Origin of the sequence: Cellulomonas aerilata, assembly GCF_007991755.1 — a bacterium.
GTDB lineage: Bacteria > Actinomycetota > Actinomycetes > Actinomycetales > Cellulomonadaceae > Pengzhenrongella > Pengzhenrongella aerilata.
This window is the reverse complement of record NZ_BJYY01000019.1, coordinates 65,331-89,284: the sequence shown is the minus strand read 5'-3', so window position 1 is coordinate 89,284 and position 23,954 is coordinate 65,331. Positions and strand designations below refer to the sequence as shown.

At 75.4% G+C, this 23,954-nt stretch carries 18 protein-coding genes and 1 tRNA gene; 7 read left to right on the top strand and 12 right to left on the bottom strand.

What is annotated here, in order from left to right:
* Positions 1-18: 18 nt before the first annotated feature.
* The gene (locus CAE01nite_RS15550; RefSeq protein ID WP_186816619.1) at positions 19-2,775 is read left to right on the top strand and encodes a helix-turn-helix transcriptional regulator; all 2,757 of its coding nucleotides are present in this window, start codon (positions 19-21) and stop codon (positions 2,773-2,775) included.
* Between the two features lie 150 nt (positions 2,776-2,925).
* Here CAE01nite_RS15550 and mshC read toward each other — a convergent pair whose 3' ends face one another.
* Positions 2,926-4,227 carry a cysteine--1-D-myo-inosityl 2-amino-2-deoxy-alpha-D-glucopyranoside ligase gene (gene mshC / locus CAE01nite_RS15545; protein ID WP_146906400.1) on the bottom strand — a complete coding sequence of 434 codons (1,302 nt, stop codon included), beginning with the start codon at positions 4,225-4,227 and terminating at the stop codon, positions 2,926-2,928.
* An 88-nt stretch (positions 4,228-4,315) separates the two neighbouring features.
* Positions 4,316-5,194 carry an undecaprenyl-diphosphate phosphatase gene (locus CAE01nite_RS15540; RefSeq protein ID WP_146906399.1) on the bottom strand — a complete coding sequence of 293 codons (879 nt, stop codon included), beginning with the start codon at positions 5,192-5,194 and terminating at the stop codon, positions 4,316-4,318.
* Between the two features lie 125 nt (positions 5,195-5,319).
* On the opposite strand from CAE01nite_RS15540, the gene CAE01nite_RS15535 reads away from it, so the two are divergent.
* The gene (locus CAE01nite_RS15535) at positions 5,320-6,282 is read left to right on the top strand and encodes an aldo/keto reductase (protein WP_146906397.1); all 963 of its coding nucleotides are present in this window, start codon (positions 5,320-5,322) and stop codon (positions 6,280-6,282) included.
* A gap of 1 nt (position 6,283) precedes the next feature.
* On the opposite strand, the gene CAE01nite_RS15530 is transcribed toward CAE01nite_RS15535, so the two are convergent.
* Positions 6,284-6,610: a primosomal protein gene (locus tag CAE01nite_RS15530; RefSeq protein WP_146906395.1), complete on the bottom strand. Its 327-nt coding sequence runs from the start codon at positions 6,608-6,610 to the stop codon at positions 6,284-6,286.
* A 149-nt stretch (positions 6,611-6,759) separates the two neighbouring features.
* Here CAE01nite_RS15530 and CAE01nite_RS15525 point away from each other — a divergent pair, with 149 nt between their 5' ends.
* Positions 6,760-7,008 carry a DUF5703 family protein gene (locus CAE01nite_RS15525; RefSeq protein ID WP_146906394.1) on the top strand — a complete coding sequence of 83 codons (249 nt, stop codon included), beginning with the start codon at positions 6,760-6,762 and terminating at the stop codon, positions 7,006-7,008.
* 67 nt (positions 7,009-7,075) lie between these two features.
* On the opposite strand, the gene CAE01nite_RS15520 is transcribed toward CAE01nite_RS15525, so the two are convergent.
* The 4 genes from CAE01nite_RS15520 to ald form a co-directional block, all read right to left on the bottom strand.
* On the bottom strand, positions 7,076-8,407 hold the full coding sequence (locus CAE01nite_RS15520; protein WP_146906392.1) for a M20/M25/M40 family metallo-hydrolase: 1,332 nt from the start codon (positions 8,405-8,407) through the stop codon (positions 7,076-7,078).
* A gap of 126 nt (positions 8,408-8,533) precedes the next feature.
* Entirely contained in the window at positions 8,534-10,624 is a 2,091-nt protein-coding gene (locus CAE01nite_RS15515) for a M3 family metallopeptidase (protein WP_146906390.1), read from the bottom strand.
* A 58-nt stretch (positions 10,625-10,682) separates the two neighbouring features.
* On the bottom strand, positions 10,683-11,228 hold the full coding sequence (locus tag CAE01nite_RS15510; protein ID WP_146906389.1) for a dihydrofolate reductase family protein: 546 nt from the start codon (positions 11,226-11,228) through the stop codon (positions 10,683-10,685).
* 75 nt (positions 11,229-11,303) lie between these two features.
* Entirely contained in the window at positions 11,304-12,419 is a 1,116-nt protein-coding gene (ald, locus tag CAE01nite_RS15505; protein ID WP_146906387.1) for an alanine dehydrogenase, read from the bottom strand.
* A 236-nt stretch (positions 12,420-12,655) separates the two neighbouring features.
* Here ald and CAE01nite_RS15500 point away from each other — a divergent pair, with 236 nt between their 5' ends.
* Positions 12,656-13,531, top strand: coding sequence for a fructosamine kinase family protein (locus CAE01nite_RS15500; protein WP_281285613.1), 876 nt, complete (start codon positions 12,656-12,658; stop codon positions 13,529-13,531).
* Positions 13,532-13,955: 424 nt separating this feature from the next.
* Here the strand turns inward: CAE01nite_RS15500 and CAE01nite_RS15495 are convergent, their stop codons facing one another.
* The gene (locus CAE01nite_RS15495) at positions 13,956-14,186 is read right to left on the bottom strand and encodes a zinc ribbon domain-containing protein (protein WP_146906385.1); all 231 of its coding nucleotides are present in this window, start codon (positions 14,184-14,186) and stop codon (positions 13,956-13,958) included.
* A gap of 284 nt (positions 14,187-14,470) precedes the next feature.
* On the opposite strand from CAE01nite_RS15495, the gene CAE01nite_RS15490 reads away from it, so the two are divergent.
* Positions 14,471-15,973: an MFS transporter gene (locus CAE01nite_RS15490; RefSeq protein WP_146906383.1), complete on the top strand. Its 1,503-nt coding sequence runs from the start codon at positions 14,471-14,473 to the stop codon at positions 15,971-15,973.
* 111 nt (positions 15,974-16,084) lie between these two features.
* Here the strand turns inward: CAE01nite_RS15490 and CAE01nite_RS15485 are convergent, their stop codons facing one another.
* Positions 16,085-16,363, bottom strand: a complete 279-nt coding sequence (locus CAE01nite_RS15485; protein WP_146906381.1) for a hypothetical protein — start codon at positions 16,361-16,363, stop codon at positions 16,085-16,087.
* A 198-nt stretch (positions 16,364-16,561) separates the two neighbouring features.
* On the opposite strand from CAE01nite_RS15485, the gene CAE01nite_RS15480 reads away from it, so the two are divergent.
* On the top strand, positions 16,562-16,951 hold the full coding sequence (locus tag CAE01nite_RS15480) for a VOC family protein (RefSeq protein ID WP_146906380.1): 390 nt from the start codon (positions 16,562-16,564) through the stop codon (positions 16,949-16,951).
* 192 nt (positions 16,952-17,143) lie between these two features.
* On the opposite strand, the gene CAE01nite_RS15470 is transcribed toward CAE01nite_RS15480, so the two are convergent.
* Positions 17,144-17,227, bottom strand: a tRNA-Leu gene (locus CAE01nite_RS15470).
* 137 nt (positions 17,228-17,364) lie between these two features.
* On the opposite strand from CAE01nite_RS15470, the gene CAE01nite_RS15465 reads away from it, so the two are divergent.
* The gene (locus CAE01nite_RS15465; protein ID WP_146906378.1) at positions 17,365-18,594 is read left to right on the top strand and encodes an AI-2E family transporter; all 1,230 of its coding nucleotides are present in this window, start codon (positions 17,365-17,367) and stop codon (positions 18,592-18,594) included.
* Positions 18,595-18,618: 24 nt separating this feature from the next.
* On the opposite strand, the gene CAE01nite_RS15460 is transcribed toward CAE01nite_RS15465, so the two are convergent.
* Positions 18,619-22,182, bottom strand: a complete 3,564-nt coding sequence (locus tag CAE01nite_RS15460; RefSeq protein WP_146906376.1) for an error-prone DNA polymerase — start codon at positions 22,180-22,182, stop codon at positions 18,619-18,621.
* Positions 22,175-23,950 (bottom strand): DNA polymerase Y family protein, encoded by a 1,776-nt coding sequence (locus CAE01nite_RS15455; protein ID WP_307725007.1) that lies wholly within the window; start codon positions 23,948-23,950, stop codon positions 22,175-22,177. The genes CAE01nite_RS15460 and CAE01nite_RS15455 overlap by 8 nt, the downstream gene beginning before the upstream one ends.
* Positions 23,951-23,954 lie beyond the last annotated feature (4 nt).

Genomic DNA, 23,954 nt, shown 5'->3' with positions numbered 1-23,954 from the left:
GCACCCACCCTGAGCGGCGTGGTGGGGCGTGATCGCGAGCTGGCGGTGCTGCAGGCGCTGGTCGACCGGGCTCGTGAGGGCTCGCCGGGGACGCTCGTGGTCACCGGCGAGGCCGGGATCGGCAAGACGACGCTGCTGGACGCCGCCGCCGCTCGCGCCGAGGGCTTCGTCCGGCTCCGGGGGCACGGCGTGGAGTCCGAGGCGACGCTCGCCCACGTGGCGCTGCTCGAGCTGCTCGCGCCGCTGCGCCACCTGCTGCCGGAGCTGCCGGACCCGCAGGCCGACGCGCTGGCCGGGGCGCTGGGCTGGGGGCGTGCCGTCGGACCGGGCGACCCGTACCTGGTGGCGGCCGCGACGCTGTCCGTCCTCGCCGCCGCGGCGTCCGCCGCACCGGTGCTCGTCCTCGTGGACGACCTGCACTGGGTGGACCGCGAGTCCGCCGCGGCCCTGCTGTTCGCGGCCCGACGGCTCCGGCACGACCCGGTGGTGTTCCTGCTGGCGACCCGCACCGGTCACCCGGCCGCCGTGCCGCTCGACGGTGCCGACGCCCTCGCGCTCGAGGGGCTGCCGGCGTCGTCGGCGGCGAGCCTGCTCGGGGGGCGCCTGGCGGACGGCGTCGCCCGGCGGCTCGCGGAGCGCACCCACGGGAACCCGCTGGCCCTGACCGAGGCGGCCGAGCGCCTCACGCCCGCCCAGCGGGTCGGCGCCGCGCCCCTGCCCGACCCGCTGCCCGTCGGCGCGCGTCTGGCGACGGCCTACGAGCGGCTCCTGGCCGGGTTGTCCGCGCCGGCCCGGACGGCGGTGCTGCTGTGCGCGGCCGGGGGCGGCAGCCATCCCGCGGCGCCGGTCGAGGCGCTGCGCCGGCTCGTCGACGACCCGGGCACCGCCCTGGACGAGGCGGAGGCGGCCGGCGTCCTGGTCCGCTCGGACGGCGAGCTGCGGTTCCGGCACCCGCTGCTGCGGACCGCCGCGTGGCAGGCAGCCACGGGCGCGGAGCGCCGTCATGCCCACCGGGCGCTGGCCGACGCACTGCCCGGCGACGCCGCGCGGGCCGCCCGGACGTGGCACCTCGCCGAGGCCGCCGCCGGCCCGGACGACGACCTCGCGACGGAGCTCGCGGCGGTGGCCCAGCTGGAGCGGACGCGGCGGGGCTACGCCTCGTCGTCAGCCGCCCTCCAGCGGGCCGCGGCCCTGAGCACGGCGCCCGATCGTGCCGCTGACCTGCTCGCCGGGGCCGTCGGTGACGCGTTCCTCGCCGGTGACCTGGAGCGGACCAGGACCCTCGGACGCCGCGTGCTGGACGGTCCCGCAGGCCGGGGCGCGCGCGGCCAGGCGCTCGGGACGTTGGGGACGCTGGAGCAGTACGCCGGGTCGGTCCCGCGCGCGGCCGACCTCCTCGCCGCCGCGGCCCAGGAGGCGGAGGGCGCCGCGCTGACCCAGGTGCTGGCGGAGCTCGCGCTCACCCGCTTCCGGCTCAACGACCTCGCGGGCATGGTGGACTGCGCGGACCGGATCGCCCGGGCGGCGGACCCCGCGGACGTCGAGCAGCGCCTGCTGAGCGCGTTCGTGCGCGGCGTGGCCCGCACCGTCACCGGCGACCCGCTCGCGGGACGTCCGCTGCTCGCGGAGGTGCTGACGCTCCTGGAGCGGCCGGAGCTCCGCGACGACCCCCGATACCTGCTCCACCTCGGCCTGGCGGTCGGGTTCCTCGGCGAGGCCGACCCTGCGGCCGTCGAGGCGTCGGCGGAGCGCCGGCTGGCACGCGCCCGGCAGCAGGGCGCCCTGGGGCTGCTGGTGCCCGGGCTGGCCATCATCGCCGCCGGACGCGCCGGGCTGGGCGACCACCGCGCAGCGTTCGCCGACGCCGGCGAGGCGGCCGAGCTCGGGGAGCAGCTGGGCTACGCGGCCGACACGTCCGTGGCGGTCGAGATGCTCGCCTGGCAGTCCGCCGCGCGTGGCCTGCACGACGACGCCCGCCAGGCCCTGGCGCGGGCGCGGGCGCTGATCGACCGGGCCGGGACGACCGCGGTCGCGGTTCACCACAGCCTCACCGCGGCGTTCTGCGCCCTGACGGCCGGCGACGCCGCCGAGGTCGTGGCCCTGCTCGAGCCGCGGCTCGCCGCGGACGGCGGCGTCGGCTCCATGGCGGAGCCGCTGGGCGTCGCGCCGGACCTGGTCGAGGCCTACCTCGCGCTGGGACGGACCGACGACGCCCGCACCCTGGCCCGGCGGTTCGCGGCGGTCACACCACCGGGAGCGGCCCCCGTGACCACCGCGCTCGTGGCCCGGTGCGCGGCCCTGACCGCAGCCGACGTGGACGCGGCCGTCACGGCCTTCGAGCTGGCCCTGGCCGCGCACGGGCAGGGCCTGGACGCGTTCGACGGGGCCCGCACCCGCCTGCTCTACGGGTCCGCACTGCGCCGGGCCGGCCGCCGGGTCGCCGCCCGGGAGCAGCTGGGCACCGCGCGGGACACGTTCGCCGCGATGGACCTCACGGCGTGGGAGCGGCGAGCCGCCGCCGAGCTCGCGGCGACCGGCGCCACCGCCCGGCGCACCCGCGAGCCGGCGGCCGAGCCCCTCACGTCCCAGGAGACCCGGGTGGCGCTGCTCGTCGCCCGCGGGCTGTCCAACCGCGACGTGGCGGCCGCGCTGTTCCTCAGCCCGCGGACCGTGGAGCACCACCTCACGAGCGTCTTCCGCAAGCGGGGCTACCGGTCCCGCGCGCAGGTGGCCGCGGCGTTCGCCCAGGGTCCTCCCGCGGCGGACCGACCGTGACGCCGGTCGGGGGTGTGGTCCGGCCGCGCTGAGCCGGGTGCCCGGGCTCGCCCGGCTCGGACGGGCTCGCGTGGCTCCGCGCGGGCTCGCGTGGCCTCGCGCGGCTCGCGCGGCGCCGTGCGGGGACGTCAGCTCAGGGCCGGCTCCAGGTCACAGCCGGACGCCGAGCAGTGCGTCGACCGCCTGCGCGACGAGCGCGGGTGCGGCGCCGTCGTCCCCTGCCTCCCCGGTGAGTGGGCCGTCGGCCGCCGCGCCGCCCAGGGCTGCCTCGACCCACACGTCGACCGCGGCCAGGGCCCGCGGCGCGTCGAGGTCCGCGGCGAGCGCGGCACGCAGCTCGGCCACGGTCGCCCCGGCGTCGGGACCGCGGCCGGCGGCGACGGCGCGACGCCAGCGCTCGAGCCGGACGGTGGCGCGGGCCAGGTCGGCGTCGGTCCACGGCCAGTCGGTCGCGTAGTGGTGCGCGAGCAGCGCGAGCCGGATCGCCATCGGGTCCACGCCCTGCGCGCGCAGCGCCGAGACCAGCACGAGGTTCCCGCGGGACTTGCTCATCTTCTCGCCGTCGAGCCCGACCATCCCGGCGTGCACGTGCACGCGGGCGCCGAGGCCGCCGTCGAGCACCCGCGCGTGGGACGTGCTCATCTCGTGGTGGGGGAACTGCAGGTCCACGCCGCCGCCCTGCACGTCGAACGGCACGCCGAGCCCGTCGCGGGCGATGACGGCGCACTCGATGTGCCAGCCCGGCCGCCCGGTGCCCAGGCTGCGGCCGTCCCACGCGGGCTCGCCGGGACGCTCGCGGCGCCACAGCAGCGGGTCCAGGGGGTCGCGCTTGCCGGGCCGGTCGGGGTCCCCGCCACGCTCGCCGAAGAGCTTGACCATGTGCTCGGTGCTCAGCCCGGCCACCGCGCCGAACGCCGGGTCCACCGACAGGTCGGCGTACACGTCCCCGTCGGCAGCCCCGGCACCGCCGGCCGCCCCGGCGCCGGCCTCGACCGGCACGCGGTAGGCCGCGCCCGCAGCCAGCAGGGCCTCGACGGCGTCGACCACGTCCGGGACGGTCTCCACGGCGCCGAGGTAGACGTCCGGCGGGACGACGGCGAGCGCGGCCATGTCCTGGGAGAACAGGGCGATCTGGTCGTCGGCGAGGTCGCGCCAGTCCACCCCGGTGTCCGTCGCGCGCTCCAGCAGCGGGTCGTCCACGTCGGTGACGTTGGAGGCGTAGCGGACGTCCAGGCCGGCGTCGCGCCAGGCCCGGCCGAGCAGGTCGAAGGCGACGTAGGTCGCGGCGTGGCCCAGGTGCGTCGCGTCGTAGGGCGTGATCCCGCAGACGTACATGGTGGCGCGCGGGCCCGGCGCGGCGACCGTCAGCTCGCCCGTGGAGGTGTCGCGCACGTGCACCGGGCCACCCCGACCGGGGAGTCGTGGGATCTGCGGAGCGGGCCAGGTCTGCACCGGGTGAGCGTAACTGCGCCGCGAGGAGTCGGCCGCGCGGGTCCGCTGGGCGGTACCCGGCGCCCGGCGCCGCGTCCCGGTCCGGGGCTCAGCCGCCGGCGGGCGTGGGCGCGACCGCGGTCAGCGCGCCGGTGGCGAGCAGGACCACGACGACGACCGCGAGGACGAGCCGGTACACGACGAACGGCCGGTAGCTGTAGGTCGAGACGATCTTGAGGAAGCCGATGATCACGACGTAGCCCACGACGAACGCCACCAGCGTCGCCACCAGCGTCGCCGCGACGCTCGGGGTGCCCGGGGTCCCGAAGTCGCCCGTGCTGGAGGCCAGCTGGTACAGCCCGGACCCCATGACCGCCGGGATGGCGAGCAGGAACGAGTACCGGGCCGCGGCCTCGCGGGTGTAGCCCATGAGCAGCCCGGCGGTGATGGTCCCGCCCGACCGGGACACCCCCGGGATCAGCGCCAGCGCCTGCGCGAGCCCGAACAGCACGGCGTGGCGCGGGGTCAGCCCGGTCAGCGGGCGCGCCTTGCGGCCGCGCCGGTCGGCCCACCCCAGCACGAGGGCGAACGCGGCGAGCGTGAACGCGATGAGGTAGAGGTTGCGGAACCGGCTCTCGATGGAGTCCTGGAACAGCAGCCCCAGCACGACGATCGGCACGCTGCCCAGCGCGATGTACCAGGCCATCCGGGCGTCCGGGTCGTGCGAGCCGAACCGGGACGCGCGGTCGGTGCCGTGCCGGCCGGTCAGCGCCCGCCACCACGCCCCGGCGATCCGGGCGATGTCGCGGCGGAAGTACAGCAGGACCGCCGTCTCGGTGCCGATCTGGGTGATCGCGGTGAAGGCGGCTCCCGGGTCGGACGAGCCGAGGAGCTCGCCGACGATGCGCAGATGGGCGCTGGAGGAGATCGGCAGGAACTCGGTGAGTCCTTGCACGAGCCCCAGGATGATCGCGTCCCACATGCTCATGCCGTTGCCACCAAGACCGTCATGATGCCCAAGGCTAACCGCGGAGCAGGGGTCGTCCGGACCGCCGCGCTGGCACCCGGCCCGCTCGCCGGGCCTCCGTCGGGCGCCCGGTAGCGTTCCGCCCCATGGAACAGCGGCAGCTCGGACGCACCGGCCTGCGGGTCTCCCACCTGGGGCTGGGCACGATGACCTGGAGCCGTGACACCGACGAGCACGAGGCCGCCGAGCAGCTGCGCGACTTCGTCGACGCGGGCGGCACGCTGCTGGACACCGCCGCGTCCTACGCCGACGGCGCCGCCGAGGAGCTCATCGGCTCGCTGCTGGGATCCACGGTCAGCCGCGACGACGTCGTGCTGTGCACCAAGGGCGGCGTCCGGCGCACCGACGCCGGCGGGGTCGTCGACGCCTCCCGCGGCGCGCTGCTGACGTCCCTGGACGCGTCCCTGGCGCGGCTGCGCACCGACCACGTCGACCTGTGGCTCGTGCAGACCCCGGACCCTCGCACCCCGCTGGACGAGACCCTGTCCGCGCTGCGGCTCGCGGTCACCAGCGGTCGCGCCCGCTACGTCGGGCTCGCCAACCATCCCGGCTGGCAGACCGCGCGCGCCGCGACCCTGCTGGCCGGGGACGTCGGCCTGGCGGCGGTCGAGGTGGAGTACTCCCTGCTGCAGCGGGGCGTCGAGCGGGAGGTCCTGCCCGCGGCGGCGGAGCTCGGGGTCGGGGTGCTGGCCTGGTCCCCGCTGGGCCGGGGCGTGCTGACCGGCAAGTACCGCCGGACGATCCCGGCGGACTCCCGGGCGGCGTCACCGCACCTGGCCGGGTTCGTCGAGCCGTACCTCGGCGCCGGGTCCCTGGCGGTGGTCGAGGCGGTCGCGACCGCCGCCGACGGCCTGGGCTGCGCCCCGCTGGACGTGGCGCTGGCGTGGCTGCGCGTGCGCACGCAGATCGCCTCGGCGATCGTCGGGGCGCGCACGCCCGTGCAGCTCCGCGGCTCGCTGGCCGCCCGTGACCTGCTCCTGCCGCCGGAGATCGTCCTCGCGCTGGACGAGGTGAGCGCACCGGAGCTCGGGTACCCCGAGCGCCGCTGAGTCAGCGCGCGGTGCCGGTCCCGACGTCGTCGCCGAGCCGGTCGACCAGGTCGTCGTCGTCCACGTCCGCGTCGTAGTCCGCCGGCTCGTCGCCCGTGACCACGTCGTCCTCGAGCGCCTCGTCCTCGTCCTCGACGAGGTAGAACGGCGTCGCCTCCCCGTGCACGGTCGCCAGGGCGTCGTCGTACACCTCGAACGCGTCGGCCAGGACGTCGTACGCGTCGTCGACGGCGGGGTCGTCGTCCCCGCGCCGGCCGGCCACGGCCTGGAAGTGGGCCTCGAGTGCGGCGACGAATCGATCGAGGGCGGCACGCGGGTCGACGGTCATGCACCGACGGTAGCGCCGGTCACGGCACAATGGCATCGGGAATCGACGCCCGCACCGGGGTGTTGAGGTCCCGTCGGCTGGCTCGGGCGTACGCCCGGGTCCCGCGCAGGAATCGGTGTTCGGGCTGGTCGGGCGACGAAGGGATCGCGATGGAGAGCAGGGTCGCAGGTCGTGCCCGCAGCGAGTGGGCCGCAGGTGGCGGTCAGTACGAGTACCGCGTGCTGACGATCCCCCGGGACACCAGCCGCAACGACGCGCGCCGGCTGCTCACCGAGCAGGCCGAGTACGGCCGCTGGGAGCTCGCCCGGACCCGGCTGTTCGCCGGCGGCGAGCGCAAGGTCTGGCTGCGCCGCAAGATCATCCGGGTGCGCAGCACCCTGGAGCTCGGGGAGGACTGACCCGGGCGGGTGGGCCGGCCGCTGCCCGCGGGCGCGAGGCCGGTCGGCGTCGGGTCGTGCGCGCCGGTCAGCCCGTGGCGAGGAGCCGGTCCAGCACGCGCACGCCGAACGTCAGCGCGCTCGTCGGCACCCGCTCGTCCACCCCGTGGAACATCGCGGAGAAGTCGAGCTCCGGCGGCAGCAGCAGCGGGGCGAACCCGTAGCCGGTGATGCCCAGGCGGGCCAGGGACTTGTTGTCCGTGCCGCCGGACAGCGTGTACGGCAGCACGGTCGCGCCCGGGTCCTCGGCGTGCAGCGCCGCGACCATGGCGTCGACCAGGTCACCCTCGAAGGGCACCTCCAGGGCGATGTCCTGGTGGATCGGCTCCAGGCGCACGTGGTCGCCGGCGAGCTCGCGCAGCGTCGCCATCGCCGCCTCCCCGTGCCCGGGCAGGAACCGGCTGTCCAGCACGGCCTCCGCACGGCCCGGGATCACGTTCGCCTTGTACCCGGCGCCGAGCTGCGTCGGGTTCGACGTGTTGCGGATGGTGGCGCCGACGAACCGCGCGGCCGGGCCCAGCGCGTCGACGAGACGGTCGACCGTGCCCTCGTCCTCGGGGTCGAACCGCAGCCCCGTGAGGTCCGCGACGCCCTCCAGCAGCCGGTGCACGGTCGGGGTGAGCGTCATCGGCCACGGGTGCCGGCCGATGCGGGCGACCGCCGCCGCGAGGTGGGTCACGGCGTTGTCCGTGTTCACCTGGCTGCCGTGCCCGGCCCGGCCGTCGGCGACGAGCCGCAGCCAGGCGATGCCCTTCTCGGCGGTCTGCAGCAGGTAGGTGCGGCGCCCGTCGATCTCGACCGAGTAGCCGCCGACCTCGCTGATCGCCTCCGTCGCGCCCTCGAAGAGGTCGGGCCGGTTGTCGACCAGCCAGCGGGCGCCGAACGCCCCGCCCGCCTCCTCGTCGGCGAACATCGCCACGACGACGTCCCGGGCGGGCCGACGCCCCTCGCGGGCCATCTGGCGCACGACCGCCAGGATCATCGCGTCCATGTCCTTCATGTCGACGGCGCCGCGGCCCCACAGCAGACCGTCGCGCTCCTCGCCGCCGAAGGGGTCGACCTGCCAGTCCGACGCCTGCGCGGGCACGACGTCGAGGTGCCCGTGCAGCACGAGCGCGCCGCGGGTGGGGTCCTCCCCGGGCAGGCGCACCAGGACGTTGGCGCGCCCGGGGGCCGACTCCACGTACTCCGGGTCCAGGCCCACCTCGGTGAGGGACGCCATGACGTACTCGGCGGCGACGCGCTCCCCCGGGCCCGAGCCGTCGCCGTAGTTCGACGTGTCGATCCGCAGCAGGTCCTGGCAGATCCCCAGCACCTCGTCCTGGGCGGTCACGGCGCGGGCGGCGGCGGGGCTCGACATGCGCCCCACCGTACCGGTGCGGTCCGACGCCGCCCGCGCAGGGTCCGCACCGGGCGGCCCCGGACGCACGCCGGTGGGCGCACGCCGGTGGGCGCGCTCCGGGGCGCGCTCCGGGGCGCGCGGCGGTCAGTCGGTCGCTGCCTCCAGCAGGCCCCGCCGCGCCAGCAGCGGCTCGATCCTGGGGTCCCGGCCGCGCAGGTCCCGGAACGAGTCCATCGCCTCGACCGACCCGCCGCGGCCGAGCAGCCGCCGCCGGAAGGTGTCGCCGTTCTCCCGCCGCAGGCCGCCGTTCTCGGCGAACCACTCGACGGTGTCCGCGTCGAGCACCTCCGACCAGATGTAGGAGTAGTAGCCGGCCGAGTAGCCGCCGCCGAACACGTGGTTGAAGTAGCTCGTGCGGTACCGCGGCGGCACCGGGGCGAACCCGACTCCCGCGCGCTGGAGCGCCGCCGCCTCGAACGCCTCCACCTTCTCCGGGTCGGTGGGCACGTCGTCCGGCCCGAGCTGGTACCAGGCCTGATCGAGCAGTGCGGCGGCGAGGTACTCCGTCGTCGCGAAGCCCTCGTTGAACTGCCGCGAGGCAAGCATGGTGTCCAGCCACTCCTGCGGCAGCGGCTCGGCGGTGACGTGGTGCACGGCGTACGCGCGCAGGATCTGCGGGTCCCAGGCCCACATCTCGTTGACCTGCGACGGGTACTCGACGAAGTCGCGCGGCACGTCCGTGCCGGACTGGGAGGGGTAGCGCACGTCCGACAGCAGCCCGTGCAGGGCGTGCCCGAACTCGTGGAACAGCGTGATGACCTCGTCGAAGGTCAGCAGGGTCGGCTCGCCGGCCGGCGGCTTGGCGATGTTGAGGTTGTTGACCACCACCGGACGCTCGCCGAGCAGCGCGTTCTGGTCCACCAGGTTGTTCATCCACGCCCCGCCGCGCTTGGAGGCGCGGGTGTAGAAGTCGCCGAGGAACAGGCCCAGAGGCTCGGCGGCGCCGTCGTCCGCGACCTCCCACACGCGCACGTCGGGGTGGTAGCCGGGCAGGTCGGTCCGCTCGGTGAAGGTCAGCCCGTACAGGCCGCCCGCGGCGCGGAAGACGCCGTCGTGCAGGACGCGCTCCAGCTCGAGGTACGGCCGCAGGACCGCGTCGTCCAGCGCGTAGCGCTCCTTGCGCACCCGCTCGGCGTAGAACGCCCAGTCCCACGCCTCCAGCGTGGCGCCGGGCACGTCGGCCGCCAGCGCCTCGCCGAGCGCCTGCGCCTCCGCCCGGGCGTTCGCCACGGCGGCAGGCGCCAGCCGGCCCAGCAGCGAGTCGACCGCGTCGGTGGTGCGCGCGCACGCGTCGTCGGCGACGTACGCCGCGTGGTGGGCGAACCCGAGCAGCCGGGCGCGCTCGGCACGCAGGCGGGCGAGCGCCAGCACGGTCGCGCGGGTGTCGTGCTCGCCGCCGGTCGCCCCGCGGGTCACCGAGGCGCGATGGATCCGCTCGCGCAGCGACCGGTTCGTCAGGCTGGCGAGCGCGGGCTGCTGCGTGGGCAGGACGAGCTCGATCAGGTAGCCGGTGTCGTGCCCGCGGCCCTGGGCGGCCTCGCGCGCGGCAGCGACGGCGTCCGGCGCCAGCCCGTCGAGCTCGGCGACGTCCTGCACGAGGACCGCGGCCGCGTTCGTGCCCGCCAGGAGGAGGCGCCCGAACGTCGTCTCCAGGCTCGTGATCTCGGCGTTGAGCTCGCGCAGGCGCTGCTGCTCCGCCTCCGGCAGGCCGATCCCGGACCGGGCGAAGTCCGTGCGGTAGGTGTGCAGGAGCCAGGCGGTGTCCGGCGCCGGCGTGAGCCGGCCCGCGTCGACGTCGGCGCCCAGCGCCTCGAGGCGGGCGTGGAGCCGGGCGTCGAGGTACACCGCGTCGTGGTGAGCCGCGAGCTGCGGGGCGACCTCGGCCTCGATCGCCTCCAGCGCGGGGGTGCTGTCGGAGCCGACCTGGTTGTAGAAGGCCGCGGCGGCCCGGCCGAGCAGGCGACCGGAGCGCTCCAGCGCGACCAGGGTGTTCTCCACGGTGGCCGGGGCCGGGTCGGTGGCGATCTGCTCGACCTCGGCGCGCTGCTGCGCCATGCCGGCCAGCAGCGCCGGGAGGTAGTGCTCCTCCCGGACGGCTCGGTAGTCGGGCAGGGCGAACGGGAGCTGCGACGGGGCGGCGAAGGGGTTGCCGGGGTCCAGGTCGGTCGAGGTCATGGCCTCATCCTGCCGTGCGTACCCGGCGACTCCCCCGGCACCCGCGGCCGTCCGCGCGTCACCCCGACGGCGGCACGGTGTACCGCAGCTCGAGGAAGGAGTCCGGGAACCGGGTCACGTCCTCCAGGCGCAGGTTGCCCGGCAGGCGCGTGGGCAGCAGCGGGGCGCCGCCTCCCAGCACGACCGGGGCGATGCCGAGCCAGACCTCGTCCAGCAGCCCCCGCTCCGCGAACTGGGCGACCAGCACCCCGCCGCCCACCAGCCACACGTTGCGGCCGGCCGCCGCCTCGACCATGCGGGCGTGGACGTCCGCGACGTCGTCGGCGGTGAAGACCACGTCCGCGCCCGGCACCGCCGGCAGGTCCTGGTGCGTGAAGACCCAGGTCCGCTGGGCGGTGTACGGCCAGGACCCCGGCGACTCGTCGAGGAGGAACCGGTACGTCGTCGACCCCATCGCCACCGCACCGACGTCGGCCATGAAGGTCTCGTAGTGCGCGGTGAGCCCGGGCACGTCGTTGAACTGCAGGAGCCAGTCGAGGGAGCCGGCCGGGTCCGCGATGTACCCGTCGATGCTCGAGGCCACGTAGTACTGGGTGAGCGCCATGACCCCAGCATGGCGCGAGCCTCCGACACGCCCCCGCCACCGGGCGGTCCGCCGGACCGGCCGCGGCCCGCTCACTCAGCCCAGCAGAGCAGCGACCCCCTGCACGGAGAGGCCGTGCGCGCGCCCCACGGCGTCGTTGAGCAGGACGCCGTCGTGCGTGGTCAGGCCCGCGGCCAGCGCGGGGTCGGCGGCCGACGCCGACCGCCACCCCACGTCGGCGAGGCGGGTGAGGTACGGCAGCGTGGCGTTCGTCAGCGCCCGCGTGGACGTGACCGGCACCGCCCCGGGCATGTTCGCGACGCAGTAGAAGACCGACCCGTGCACGGTGAAGGTGGGCTCGGCGTGGGTGGTGGGCCGGGTGGACTCGAAGCACCCGCCCTGGTCGACGGCGATGTCCACGAGCACCGAGCCCGTCCGCATGCGGCTGACGAGGTCGTCGCTCACCAGTCGCGGCGCCCGGGCCCCGGCCACGAGCACGGCACCGATGACCAGGTCGGCGTCCACGAGCTCCTCGTCGAGGGTGTACGCGCTGGACGCGAGCGTGCGCACCCGGCCGGCGAACGTGCTGTCCAGGTGGCGCAGCTTGGGCAGCGAGAGGTCGAGCACCGTCACGTCCGCCCGCATCCCGAGCGCGATCTCGGCGGCATGGGTCCCGGCGACGCCCGCCCCGAGGACGACGACCTTGGCGGGGCGCACGCCGGGGATGCCGCCGAGCAGGACCCCCGCACCGCCGGCGCTCGTCATCAGGTGGTAGGCGCCGACCTGGACGGACAGCCGGCCCGCGACCTCGCTCATCGGTGCGAGGAGCGGGAGGGTCCCGTCCGGGAGCTGCACGGTCTCGTAGGCGATCGCGGTCGTGCCGGCGGCGAGCAGGGCGTCCGTGCACGCGCGGTCGGCGGCGAGGTGCAGGTAGGTGAACAGGACCGTGTCGCGGCGCAGCAGCGGGTACTCGGACGGGACCGGCTCCTTGACCTTGCAGACGAGGTCCACGGTCCCCCAGACCTCCTCGGCCGTGGCGGCGACCTGCGCGCCGGCGGCGACGTAGGTCTCGTCCGCGATGGCCGAGCCCGTCCCCGCACCCGCCTGGACGAGGACCCGATGACCGGCGGCGACGAGCTGGTGCGCGCCTGCCGGGGTCAGGGCGACCCGGTCCTCGTTGTTCTTGACCTCGGTCGGGACACCGATCAGCATGCGTCGTCGCTCCGCTCGGGATGGCCGTGATGGGGTGAGGGTGCCGGAGGTGCGTCCGGCCGGATGGGGCGTCGGTGCCCCCGCCGTGGCCTCAGCGTGCCTCCCCCGAGCGCGCGGCGAGCGGTTTTCGACCGCGGGTCCGCGCACGACCGTGCTGGTCCGCGCTCGACGGCGCTCGACGGCGCTCGACGGCGCTCGACCGTGCTCGTCGGCGACGGTGGTGGTGGACTGGTGCCGTGGGGGCACGCGGCGACGGGCAGCGCACGTCCGGGCCGCCGGCTGTGGGGGGATCGTCCCGCGGCGCCGACCGCGCCGTGCACGACGGCGGGTCCACGGTCTTCCGCAAGCAGCGACGGGGCGCACCGGCCGGCTTCTTCGGGTGCGAGGCGGCGGGCCTGCGGTGGCTCGCCCAGGCGGACGCCGTGCCGGTCGTGCGCGTGGTCGACGTGGGCCGCGACCACCTGGACCTGGAGCGCCTGGTGCCGGCCCGCCCTACCGCGGGCGGCGCCCGTGAGCTCGGCCGGGGCCTGGCGCGGCTGCACGACGCGGGCGCGGCGGCGTTCGGGTGCCCGCCACCGGGCTGGGACGGCCCGTGGTTCTTCGGCCCGCTGGACGACCCGGTGCCCTTCGCCGTCGCGGGCCACCCCACCTGGGGGTCCTTCCACGCGACCGGCCGGATCGCGCCGATGCGCCGGCTGCTGGCCGAGCGGGGCCGGCTCGACCCCGCGCTCGACGACGACCTGCGCCGCGTCGAGGACCGGCTCCTCGCCGGGCACCTGGACGACGGCGACCCGCCTGCGCGCCTGCACGGCGACCTGTGGGCGGGCAACGTGATGTGGACGCGCGCCGGTGCGGTGCTCATCGACCCCGCGGCGCACGGCGGGCACCGGGAGACCGACCTGGCGATGCTCGACCTGTTCGGGCTGCCCGGGCTGGCGGAGGTGGTGAAGGGCTACCAGGAGGTGCACCCCCTGCGCCCGGGGTGGCGGCAGCGGCTGGGTCTGCACCAGTTGTTCCCGGTGGGTATGCACGCCGTGCTGTTCGGCGGGGGCTACGTGGCCCGCACCTGCGAGCTGGCCCGCCGGTGGTCGGGGGCGTCGGCACGCGGGTGAGACCGATGGGACCAGCGCGTCCCCCGACCTCCCCGGGCACGACGGACGACGGCCCGGTGACCTCGTCCTGAGGTCACCGGGCCGTCGCCGGATGCCGACCAGCATCGGATGCGTCACCACCCACCGCGCCCGCTTGTCCTTGTCTCGCGCGGCTTGAACCGCCCCCGGCCGTTTGGAGGCTGTCGATGACGTGCCACCCGGTCCGTGTCCGTCCACCCCTCATCAGAGGTGCGTCCCACGACCAGGCCGGTCCGTCGCGGCGCGATGCTGGCACCACCACCCGGACCGGGGAACTGCTCTTCGGTTGTGTACCGCGGCTCTCGCCGCGACACCCTGCCCATCGACGGGCACACCGGCAGTCTGAGAGGTTCAAGCGAACGGATCCCGGATCTATTCCGGCGGACGGACGTCCGGGCGGTGAACGTCAGGCGAGCGGCTCCGCCTGCAGCACGGCCGGGGCCCAGCGCCCGCCGCACACGGTGCACTGCACCTCCTCCTGCGCGCCACCCAGAGGGATGAGCGGGATCCAGAAGACGTGGATCCAGGACCGGGTCTCGGCCTGCTCGTAGGTGCGCGGCTGGAAGCAGTACGGGCAGTGGAAGGTGCCGGAGCCCAGGACCCGGCGGCGCACGCGGGTGCCGAAGAAGAGGATCACGTCCGCGAGCGTGGCACACCGCGTGCGAGGACGCCGCCCGTGCGGATCCCCCGCCGCCGCCGGCTGCCCGGTGCGGCCGTCCCTCCACGCCGCCGCACCACGCCGCCGCACCACCCGCGCGGACGACCTGCGCCCACTCCCACGGACGCCGTCGCAGGTCAGCGCGCCATCGTGGTGCGTGGCCACGTGTTGCGAGGCGCTGGGAGCGGTCCTACCTTCCGAGAGCCCTGGACGCCCGACGGTCTCGCCGGTCGTCCTCCCCCTGACAGGACACAGGAGTCCGCATGAGCGAGACAGCTGCGGCGACCCAGCCGCAGGCGGTGCGCAGCCTCGTCCCGGCGCGCATGGACCGGCTGCCATGGACCAGGTTCCACACGATGATCGTCGTCGGGCTCGGGGTGTCGTGGATCCTCGACGGGCTCGAGGTCCAGCTCGTGGCCAACGTCGGCGCGATCATCACCGAGGACGAGAGCGGTCTGGGGATCTCCACGGCGCAGGTCGGGCTCCTCGCCTCCGTCTACCTGATCGGGCAGGTGGTGGGCGCGCTGGTGTTCGGGCGGCTCACCGATCGGCTCGGCCGCCGCAAGCTCTTCATCCTCACGCTCGCCATCTACCTCATCGGCAGCGGCCTGGCGGGCGCCTCGTGGGACCTGTACTCGTTCCTTTTCTTCCGGTTCATCGCCGGGATGGGCATCGGGGGTGAGTACGCCGCCATCAACTCGGCGATCGACGAGCTGATCCCGGCCAAGTACCGCGGCCGGGTCGACATCGCGGTCAACGGCACGTACTGGGCCGGAGCGCTGCTCGGCTCGCTCGGCGCCCTCGTGCTGCTGGACCCCGACAACATCCCGATGTTCTGGGGCTGGCGCATCGCCTTCTTCCTCGGCCCGGTGCTCGGGCTGATCATCATCTACATCCGCCGTCACATCCCCGAGAGCCCGCGCTGGCAGCTCACCCACGGGTACGCCGACGAGGCCGAGCGCACGGTCGAGGACATCGAGCGGACCGTCGAGGGCCAGGGCGTCACCCTGGAGCGGGTCGACGAGGGCAAGGCCATCGAGGTCGTCGGGGAGAAGAACATCCCGCTCACGACGGTCGCCCGGATCATGTTCCGCGAGTACCCGCGCCGGGCGGTCCTGGGCGGGACGATGATGATCACGCAGTCGTTCCTCTACAACGCGATCTTCTTCAGCTACGCCCTCGTGCTGCGCGACTTCTTCGACGTCGCCCCGGAGAGCGTCCCGCTGTACTTCATCCCGTTCGCGATCGGGAACCTGCTGGGCCCGCTGCTCCTCGGCCACCTGTTCGACACCTGGGGCCGGCGCCGGATGATCCTGCTGACGTACGGCCTGGCCGCCGTCGTGCTCGCCGTCGCGGCGGTGCTGTTCAACGCCGGCGCGCTGACGGCGGTGACGCAGACCGTGCTGTGGTGCATCTGCTTCTTCTTCGCCTCGGCCGGTGCGTCGTCGGCGTACCTGACCGTCAGCGAGATCTTCCCGATCGAGCTGCGCGGACAGGCGATCGCGTTCTTCTTCTGCATCGCCCAGCTCAGCGGCGCGGTGGCCGCGGCCACGTACACGGCCCTGATCGGCGACGCGTCCTCGCGCGGGCCGCTGACCGTGGGCTACTTCATCGGCGCCGCCCTCATGCTCCTCGGTGGGCTCGTCGCCTGGTTCATCGGCATCAACGCCGAGCGCCAGTCGCTGGAGGACATCGCGGACCCGGTGACCTCCACCAAGCGGCGCGGCGCGGTCCGCGCGGAGGGCGCGAACCCGCTGAGCCGCTGAGCCGCTGAGCCGCTGAGCGGCTGAGCGGCTGAGCGGCTGACGCACCGCTCCGCATACGGCGAGGCCCTGACCGGGAGTCCGGTCAGGGCCTCGTCGTGCGAGCGGCGGGTTCTAGAGCGACGTCTCGGCCAGGTAGCCGCCGTCCGCACCGACGTACACGCGCCAGACGCGGATGTCCTTGCCGCCGCGTCCGTTCTTCTCGTGCACCCGGACAGCGCCGTCGCGCTCGCGGCCCTCCCCGTCGATCAGGTACGGCGCGCCGTCCTTGTCGATCTGGAAGGCGACGGTGCCGACGAAGTCGGACAGGCTGGTCACCGGTGCGCCGTTCACGTCCGTGACGAGGTAGGGAACTCCGGAGATCACCGGCTGGGGGCTGGGCGAGTAGGTCATGGGTCCCTCTCACGTCCGTCGGGCGGGACCGTCCCGCAGACTTTTCCAGGATGACGAGCGCGCCGGACGTTTGTCCAGGCTCCGACCGGCCAGCGGACCACCCGACGTCCGGGCGGCGTAGCGTCGCCGGGGCGGACGCCGGCCTCCGGCGTCCGGCAGGTAGGGAGCAGCTCGGGAGCAACAGGGTCGGGAGCAGCCATGAGGATCACCGCGTCAGCCGTCTCGCTCACCGTCGACGACGTCGAGGCGTCGCGCGACTTCCTCGTCGACCACTTCGGCTTCACCGTGCAGATGGGCGCCGACGGGTTTGCGTCGCTGGCCCGCGAGGACGCCGGGATGAACGTCATCTACCTGCGGCGGGGCATGCCGACCCTGCCGGAGGACCAGCGCGACGAGCACGCGCGCGGGCTGATCGTGGCGTTCGTCGTCGACGACCTGGAGGCGGAGCTGGCGCGGCTGACGGCCGAGGGCGTGGCGATCACGATGCCGCTCACCGTCGAGGAGTGGGGCGAGCGGGCGTTCCAGGTGCGGGACCCCAACGGCGTGGTCGTGCAGCTCGTCGACTGGAACGGCCCCGGCGCGGGGTGATGGCCCGCGGACGACACCCGGGACCGGTCGCGGGCCGGTCGGGCTGGTCGGGCTGGTCGGGCTGGTCGGGCCGGTCGGGCTGGTCGGGGCGGGTCCGAGCCGGTCGGAGGGCGCGCCCCGAGGGACGGCCGGGACGACGAAGGCCCCCAACCTGGCGGGGTCGGGGGCCTTCGTCGTCGCTGTCTCAACGAGTGTCCGGAGGGGGACTTGAACCCCCACGCCCGTTAAGGGCACTAGCACCTCAAGCTAGCGCGTCTGCCATTCCGCCACCCGGACAGGTGGGCCTCTGCGCGGATCGCTCCGGCGTCAGGCGCGGCCGTAAAGATAGCACGGTGCGGCCGGCCGACGGTCACGCGGACCCGGGTGCAGACTGACCGCGACACCCGCTGACGACCAGTGTGAAGAGGGTCACCATGACGGAGCAGGAAGCGGCGTCCCTCACCGGGACCGAGCGCTCCCCCGCCTCGACGCGACACCTGGCGGGCACCAGTCCCGCCGCCCGCAGGGTCGCCGGGGCGCGCCGGAACCCCTCGGTCGTCGGGTACGAGCAGACCGCGCCGCACTGGCTGCGGGTGATCGCCGGGATGTCGTGGCGGCTGCTGGTGGTGACCGCCGCGATCGTCGTGGTGTTCTACGCGACGTCGCGGGTGCAGCTGGTCTTCATCGCGGTGTTCATCGCCCTGGTGTTCACGGCGGTCCTGCGGCCGGTCGTCGACGCGCTGGCACGGATCATGCCCCGCGGCCTGGCCACCGCGTTCGCGCTGCTGCTCGGGGTGCTGGTGCTCGTGGGGATGCTCACCTACGTCGCCTACTCGGTCGCCGGTCAGTGGGAGAGCCTGTCGCGCCAGTTCACCGACGGCATCGACGACATCATCAGCTTCCTCGAGGACGGCCCGCTGCCGGTCACGATCACGAACGACCAGATCAACGACTGGATCAACGAGGGCCGGGACTGGGTCGTCCAGCACGGCGGGGAGGTCGCCTCGCAGGCCGCCGCCAGCGCCGGGTCGGTCGTGCAGGTGTTCGGGGCGCTGGCGCTGGCGACGTTCTGCTCGGTGTTCTTCCTCGCACGGGGCCGGGAGATCTGGCTCTGGTTCCTCAACCAGCTGCCGGCCCGCACCCGGGAGTCGTGGCAGACGGCGGCGGGCGCGGGCTGGTACACGTTCTCCGGCTACACGCGGGGCACCGTGATCATCGCCCTGTCGGACGGGGCGCTGGCGTTCATCGTGCTGCTGCTGCTCAAGGTCCCGCTGGCCGCGCCGCTGGCGGTCCTGGTGCTGATCGGCGCCTTCATCCCGCTGATCGGGGCGCCGGCCGCCATGATCATCGCGATGGTGGTCGCGCTGGCGGCGAACGGACCGCTGAGCGCGCTGCTGGTCGGTGTGGCGATCGCGCTGATCGGGCAGTTCGAGGGGCACATCCTGCAGCCGCTGGTGATGGGGCGGCAGGTCTCCCTGCACCCGGTGGTCATCGCGCTGGTCGTCACCGGCGGGACGATCACCGCCGGGATCCTCGGGGCGGTCATCTCGGTGCCGCTCGTCGCGGTGGCGTGGGCGGTGTTCTCGAAGCTGCGGCGGCTGGACCCGCCGCTGGAGATCACCGACGTCCCGGACCCCGCGGAGATGACGCCCGTCGAGGAGTGAGGGCGAGCGCGTCACCGGCGGTCCTCAGTGGAAGTCTCGTGACGCGCTGGGCACCCGCAGGGACAGCGGCGCCAGGTGCTCGGCGACCAGGTTCGTGGCGCCGTCCTCCCGTTCGACCTGACCACGCACCACGACGGCGGCCGACGTCCGGGCGACGGTCCGGAACCGTCGCCACAGCCCCGCGGTGCAGATGACGTTGAGAAGCCCGGTCTCGTCCTCGATCGACAGGAACGTCACCCCTCCGGCCGTCCCGGGTCGCTGGCGGTGCGTCACGACGCCGGCCACCGCGACCCGGCGACCTGGCTCGTGCTCGAACGCCTGCGCGACCCGCAGGACACCGGCCGCGTCCAGGCCGTCCCGGACGTACTCGGTCGGGAAGGAGTCCACCGACACCCCGGTCGCCCAGACGTCGGCGACGGCGAGCTCCTCCTCGCTCATGCCCGGCAGGGTGGGGGCCGCGACCCCGACGGACACGCCCGGCAGGGTGTCGGGGCCCTCCTGGGCGAGCGCCCCGGCCGCCCACAGGGCCTCGCGGCGGCCGACCCCGCCGCGCCCGGCCTCGCCGTCATCGCGGCGTCCGGCCCCGCCCCCGCGGCGTCCGACCTGGTCCCCGCGGCGTCCGGCTCCGCCGTCTCGGCGTGCGACCTGGTCCCCGCGGCGTCCGGCTCCACCGTCGCGGCGTCCCGGCTCGCCGTCGACGGAGCCCGGGACGCCCCCCAGCGCACCGGCGGTGGCCAGCGACTCGAGCTGGGCGGTCGTCAGCCGCACCCGGCGGACGAGGTCGCGCAGGTCGGCGAACGGACCGCCCCGGCCACGCTCCTCGACCAGGGCGGTGGCGACGTCCTCGCTGACGCCTCGCACGGAGGCCAGGCCGAGCCGGACCCCGAGCGCGCCGTCGGCGGTGTCCGCGCTGCGCGAGCGGGGCCGGCCCGCCGCCGCGACCGCCTCGGGCGACCGGGCGGCCCGGCTCGTGGTGCCCCCGGTGAGCGGCAGGAGCGGGAGCTCGGGACCGACCGTCCCGGGGACCCGCTCCAGACCGGCGAGCACCCCCGAGGCCTGCACGTCCGGACGCAGCACGGTCAGCCCGTGCCGCCGCGCGTCGGCCACCAGGGACTGCGGGGAGTAGAAGCCCATGGGCTGCGCCGCGAGCAGGCCCGCGTAGAACGCGGCCGGGTGGTGGGCCTTGAGCCAGGTGCTGGCGTAGACGAGGTAGGCGAAGGAGTACGCGTGCGACTCGGGGAACCCGAAGTCGGCGAACGCCTTGAGCTTGTCGAAGATCTGCTCCCCGGTCTCCCGCGGGATCCCGTTGCCCGCCATGCCCTCCAGCAGCCGCACGTGCAGGGCCTCCATCTTCGCCGTCGACCGCTTGGAGCCCATCGCGCGTCGCAGCTGGTCGGCCTCCGCGGGGGTGAAGTCGGCGACGTCGATCGCCATCTGCATGAGCTGCTCCTGGAACAGCGGCACACCGAGGGTCTTGCTCAGCGACTTCTCCAGCAGCGGGTGCAGGTAGGTGACCTTCTCCCGGCCCTGGTACCGGGCGATGTAGGGGTGCACCGAGCCGCCCTGGATCGGCCCGGGCCTGATGAGCGCGACCTCCACGACGATGTCGTAGAACCGCCGCGGCTTCAGGCGCGGCAGCGTGCCCATCTGCGCGCGCGACTCCACCTGGAACACCCCCACGGTGTCCGCGGCGCACAGCAGGTCGTAGACGTGCGGGTCCTCCTGCGGCAGCTCGTGCAGGTCGACGGTGAGCCCCTCGTGCTCGCGGACCAGCGTGAACGCGTACTGCAGCGCGCTGAGCATCCCCAGGCCCAGCAGGTCGAACTTCACCAGCCCGGCGTCGGCGCAGTCGTCCTTGTCCCACTGCAGGACGGTGCGCCCCGGCATCGTGGCCCACTCCACCGGGCACACCTCGACCACGGGGCGGTCGCACAGCACCATGCCGCCGGAGTGGATCCCCAGGTGCCGTGGCAGCCGCAGGAACCGCTCGGCGAGGTCGAGCACGGGGTCGGGGATCACCTCCATCTCCTGGGCCGACGGCGGCCGGTGCGCGGGCACGACGTCGTGCCGGTCGGCGCCGACGTCCTCGGGCAGCACGGGCACCGGCGAGGTGCTCCGCAGCGTCCCCCACTGCTCGATGGTCTTGCTCCACGCGTCCTGCTGCCCGACGTCGTACCCCAGCGCGCGGGCGGCGTCCCGCACGGCGGACTTGGGCCGGTAGGAGATGACGTTGGCGACCTGGGCCGCGTGCGTGCGGCCGTGCTTGGCGTAGACGTACTGGATCACCTCCTCGCGGCGGTCCGACTCGATGTCGACGTCGATGTCCGGCGGGCCGTCGCGCTCGGGGGCCAGGAACCGCTCGAAGAGCAGGCCGTGGTGCACCGCGTCGACGGCGGTGACCCCGAGCGCGTAGCAGACGGCGGAGTTCGCCGCGGAGCCGCGGCCCTGGCACAGGATCCCGCTGCGTCGGCAGAAGTCGACGAGGTCGTGGACGATCAGGAAGTACCCCGGGAAGTCCAGCTGCTCGATGACGTCCAGCTCGTGGGCGATCTGCGCGTACGCCCCGGCGACCCGCTCGGCCTCCGGCGGTCCGTAGCGGCGCCGGGCCCCCTGCCAGGTCAGCTCGCGCAGCCAGCTCGCCTCGGTGTGCCCCGGCGGCACCGGGTAGGGCGGCAGGTTCGGGGCGACCAGTGCCAGGTCGAACGCGCACTCGGCACCCAGGGCGGCGGCCGTCGCGACGGCCTGCGGGTGGCGGGCGTGGCGGGTCAGCATCTCCCGCGCGGAGCGCAGGTGGGCCCCCGCCGTCGCCGGCAGCCAGCCGTCCAGGTCCTCCAGGGACGACCGGGCGCGCACCGCCGCGAGCGCCCCGGCCAGGTCGGCGTCGCGCGGTGTCGCGTAGTGCACCCCGCCGGTGGCCACGAGCGGCAGGCCGGCCGACGCCGCGAGCCCGGCCAGCGCGTCGCCCCGCTCGGAGTCCCACGGGTCGCCGACGTCGGTCACCTCGACCGCGACGTTGTCCCGGCCGAACAGGGCCACCAGCCGGTCGAGCTCCGCGCGCGCGGCCCGCAGGCCCGAGCGCAGGTCGCCGTCCCGTCCGCCGTCCAGGTGCCCGTCGAGCGCCCGGCGGACCGCACCCTTGCGGCAGCCGGTCAGGACCAGCCACTCCCCGGCCGCCTCCTGCGCGAGGCCCTCGAGGGTGTACGCCGCCGCCCCCTTGTGACCGGTGGCCAGGTGCGCGGTGGCGATGGCGCGGGACAGGTTGCGGTACCCCTGGGCGCCGCGGGCGAGCACGAGCAGGTGGGTCGAGCGGGGGTCCGGGATGCCGGTCGGCGGGTCCAGGACGTCCCCGGTGCGGGTCGGCACCGGCAGGTGCAGCTCCGCACCGAAGACGGTCGGCAGCCCCACCGCCTTGGCGGCCTGCGCGAAGCGCACGACCCCGTACAGCCCGTCGTGGTCGGTCAGCGCCAGCGCCGACAGGCCGAGCCGGGCGGCCTCCGCGGCCAGCTCCTCGGGCTGGCTGGCGCCGTCGAGGAAGCTGAACGCGGAGTGGGCGTGCAGCTCGGCGTACCGGGGCGCGTGGTCAGTCATAGACGGCCTCGCACGCCCAGGTCCCCTGCGTGCAGGAGAGCAGCAGAGCCCGGCCGCCTTCCAGCGCGACCTGCAGGTGCACACGCCGGCGCACCTCCGGGGTCCACCACCGCTCGACCATCGGCCAGGGTCCGGCCCAGGCGACCAGCCGGTGGGTGGTGGCGTCGAGCCCGGGCACGGCGGGCGCACCCGGGGCGCCCGACCACCGCACGAGCGCCGGTGCGCCGCTCGTCGTGAGCCGGGCGTCCACGCGCACCGCTGCACCGCCGGCGTCCAGCACCTCGACGGCCACCGGCTCGACGAGCACCGTCGCCGGCGCGGGCTCGGGCAGCCGTCCGGGCCACGGCCGGTCCGCGGCACGCTGGGTCGCCCGTGCGTCGCCCCACGGGACCAGGTGCACCTGGTCGCGCACGTCCCGGCCGCCCTGCAGCGTCGCGACCAGCACCCCGTCGCCGCCGAGCAGCCCCTGGACCCGCAGCAGGGCGCGGTGCGCGCGCAGGTCTCCCCCGCTCGCGCCTCCCCACAGCCGACCCTGCTCGGCGCCCGCAGGGGCGACCTCCTCGGCGGAGATCCCCAGGCGCACCAGCGCGGACGGCTCCGGCGCCGCCGCGCCGTCGCGGACCGGACCGGACCGGCCACCCCCGGACAGCCACCCCTCGAGCTGCCAGCGGACCCGGTCGGTGATCCGCGCCGCGCTCAGGCCACCGAGGCCGCCGGCGTCGGTGCACCAGGTGCGCACCAGCTCCTCGCCCGCCTCGGTGCGCGCGGTGATCCGCAGCCGCCCGCAGCTCGCGGAGCGCTCGAGCAGCATCGCCTGCAGCTGCTCGGCCAGCCGGCGCGCGGCGAAGGCGGCGGCGTCCACCCGCTCCGCCGGCGGGTCGAGCTCGCACTCCACCGCGACGTCCGACTCCGGCCGGCGGCGGTCGGGTGGCCGGACGTCCTCCCCGCGTGCGAGCCGGTGCGCCCAGGCGCCCAGCTGCCCGAACCGCGCCTCGACGTCCGCCGCCGGCAGCGCGGTCAGCTCCCCGAGCGTGCGCAGCCCCAGGCGGTGCAGCAGGTCCACGAGGTCGCCGACCTCGGCGACGGCGCGCTCGCCGAGGGCGGCATGGACCAGCTCGTCCACGGCCACGGGAGCCAGGAACGTCCGGGCGGTCCCTGCGGGGACCACCCGGGACGACCGGGCGGCCAGCACCGCGGCGAGCAGCCCGTCCGCCACCCCGACCTGGCACTCGTGACCCGTCGCGTCCGCGACCCGGCTCACCAGCAGCTCGGCGAGGGCCTCCTCGGACCCGTGGTACCGGCTGGCACCCACGGCCGGCAGCAGCAGCAGACCCGGACGGGCGACCTCCAGGCCGGCGACGATCGTCTCGGCGGCGGCCGCGACCGGCTCGAACGTGCGCGTGTCGCGCCCCTCGTCGACCGTCAGCAGCTCGAGCCCGGGGCAGCACTCCTGCGCCTGGCGGCGGCGCATCCCGCGACGCACGCCCTGCGCCCGGGCGGGTGCGGAGACGGCGGTGACCCGCCGGCCGTCGTGGACCGCGGCCGGTCGGTGGGCCTCGACCTGCCCCGCCACCATCGCGGCCACCACGGGCCAGTCCGGCACCCACAGCGCCGCGGTCCGGGTCGGCGCGCTGCCGCGGTCCGGGCGCGGGTGCCCGGGCGTCGCGGGCCGGCCGGGTGCCGTCGGGCGCGGGCGTCCGGGCGTCACGGGACGGTCGTGCCCCGCCGGGTGCGGGCCCGACGTGCCACGCACCGGCGTGGTGGTCACCGCC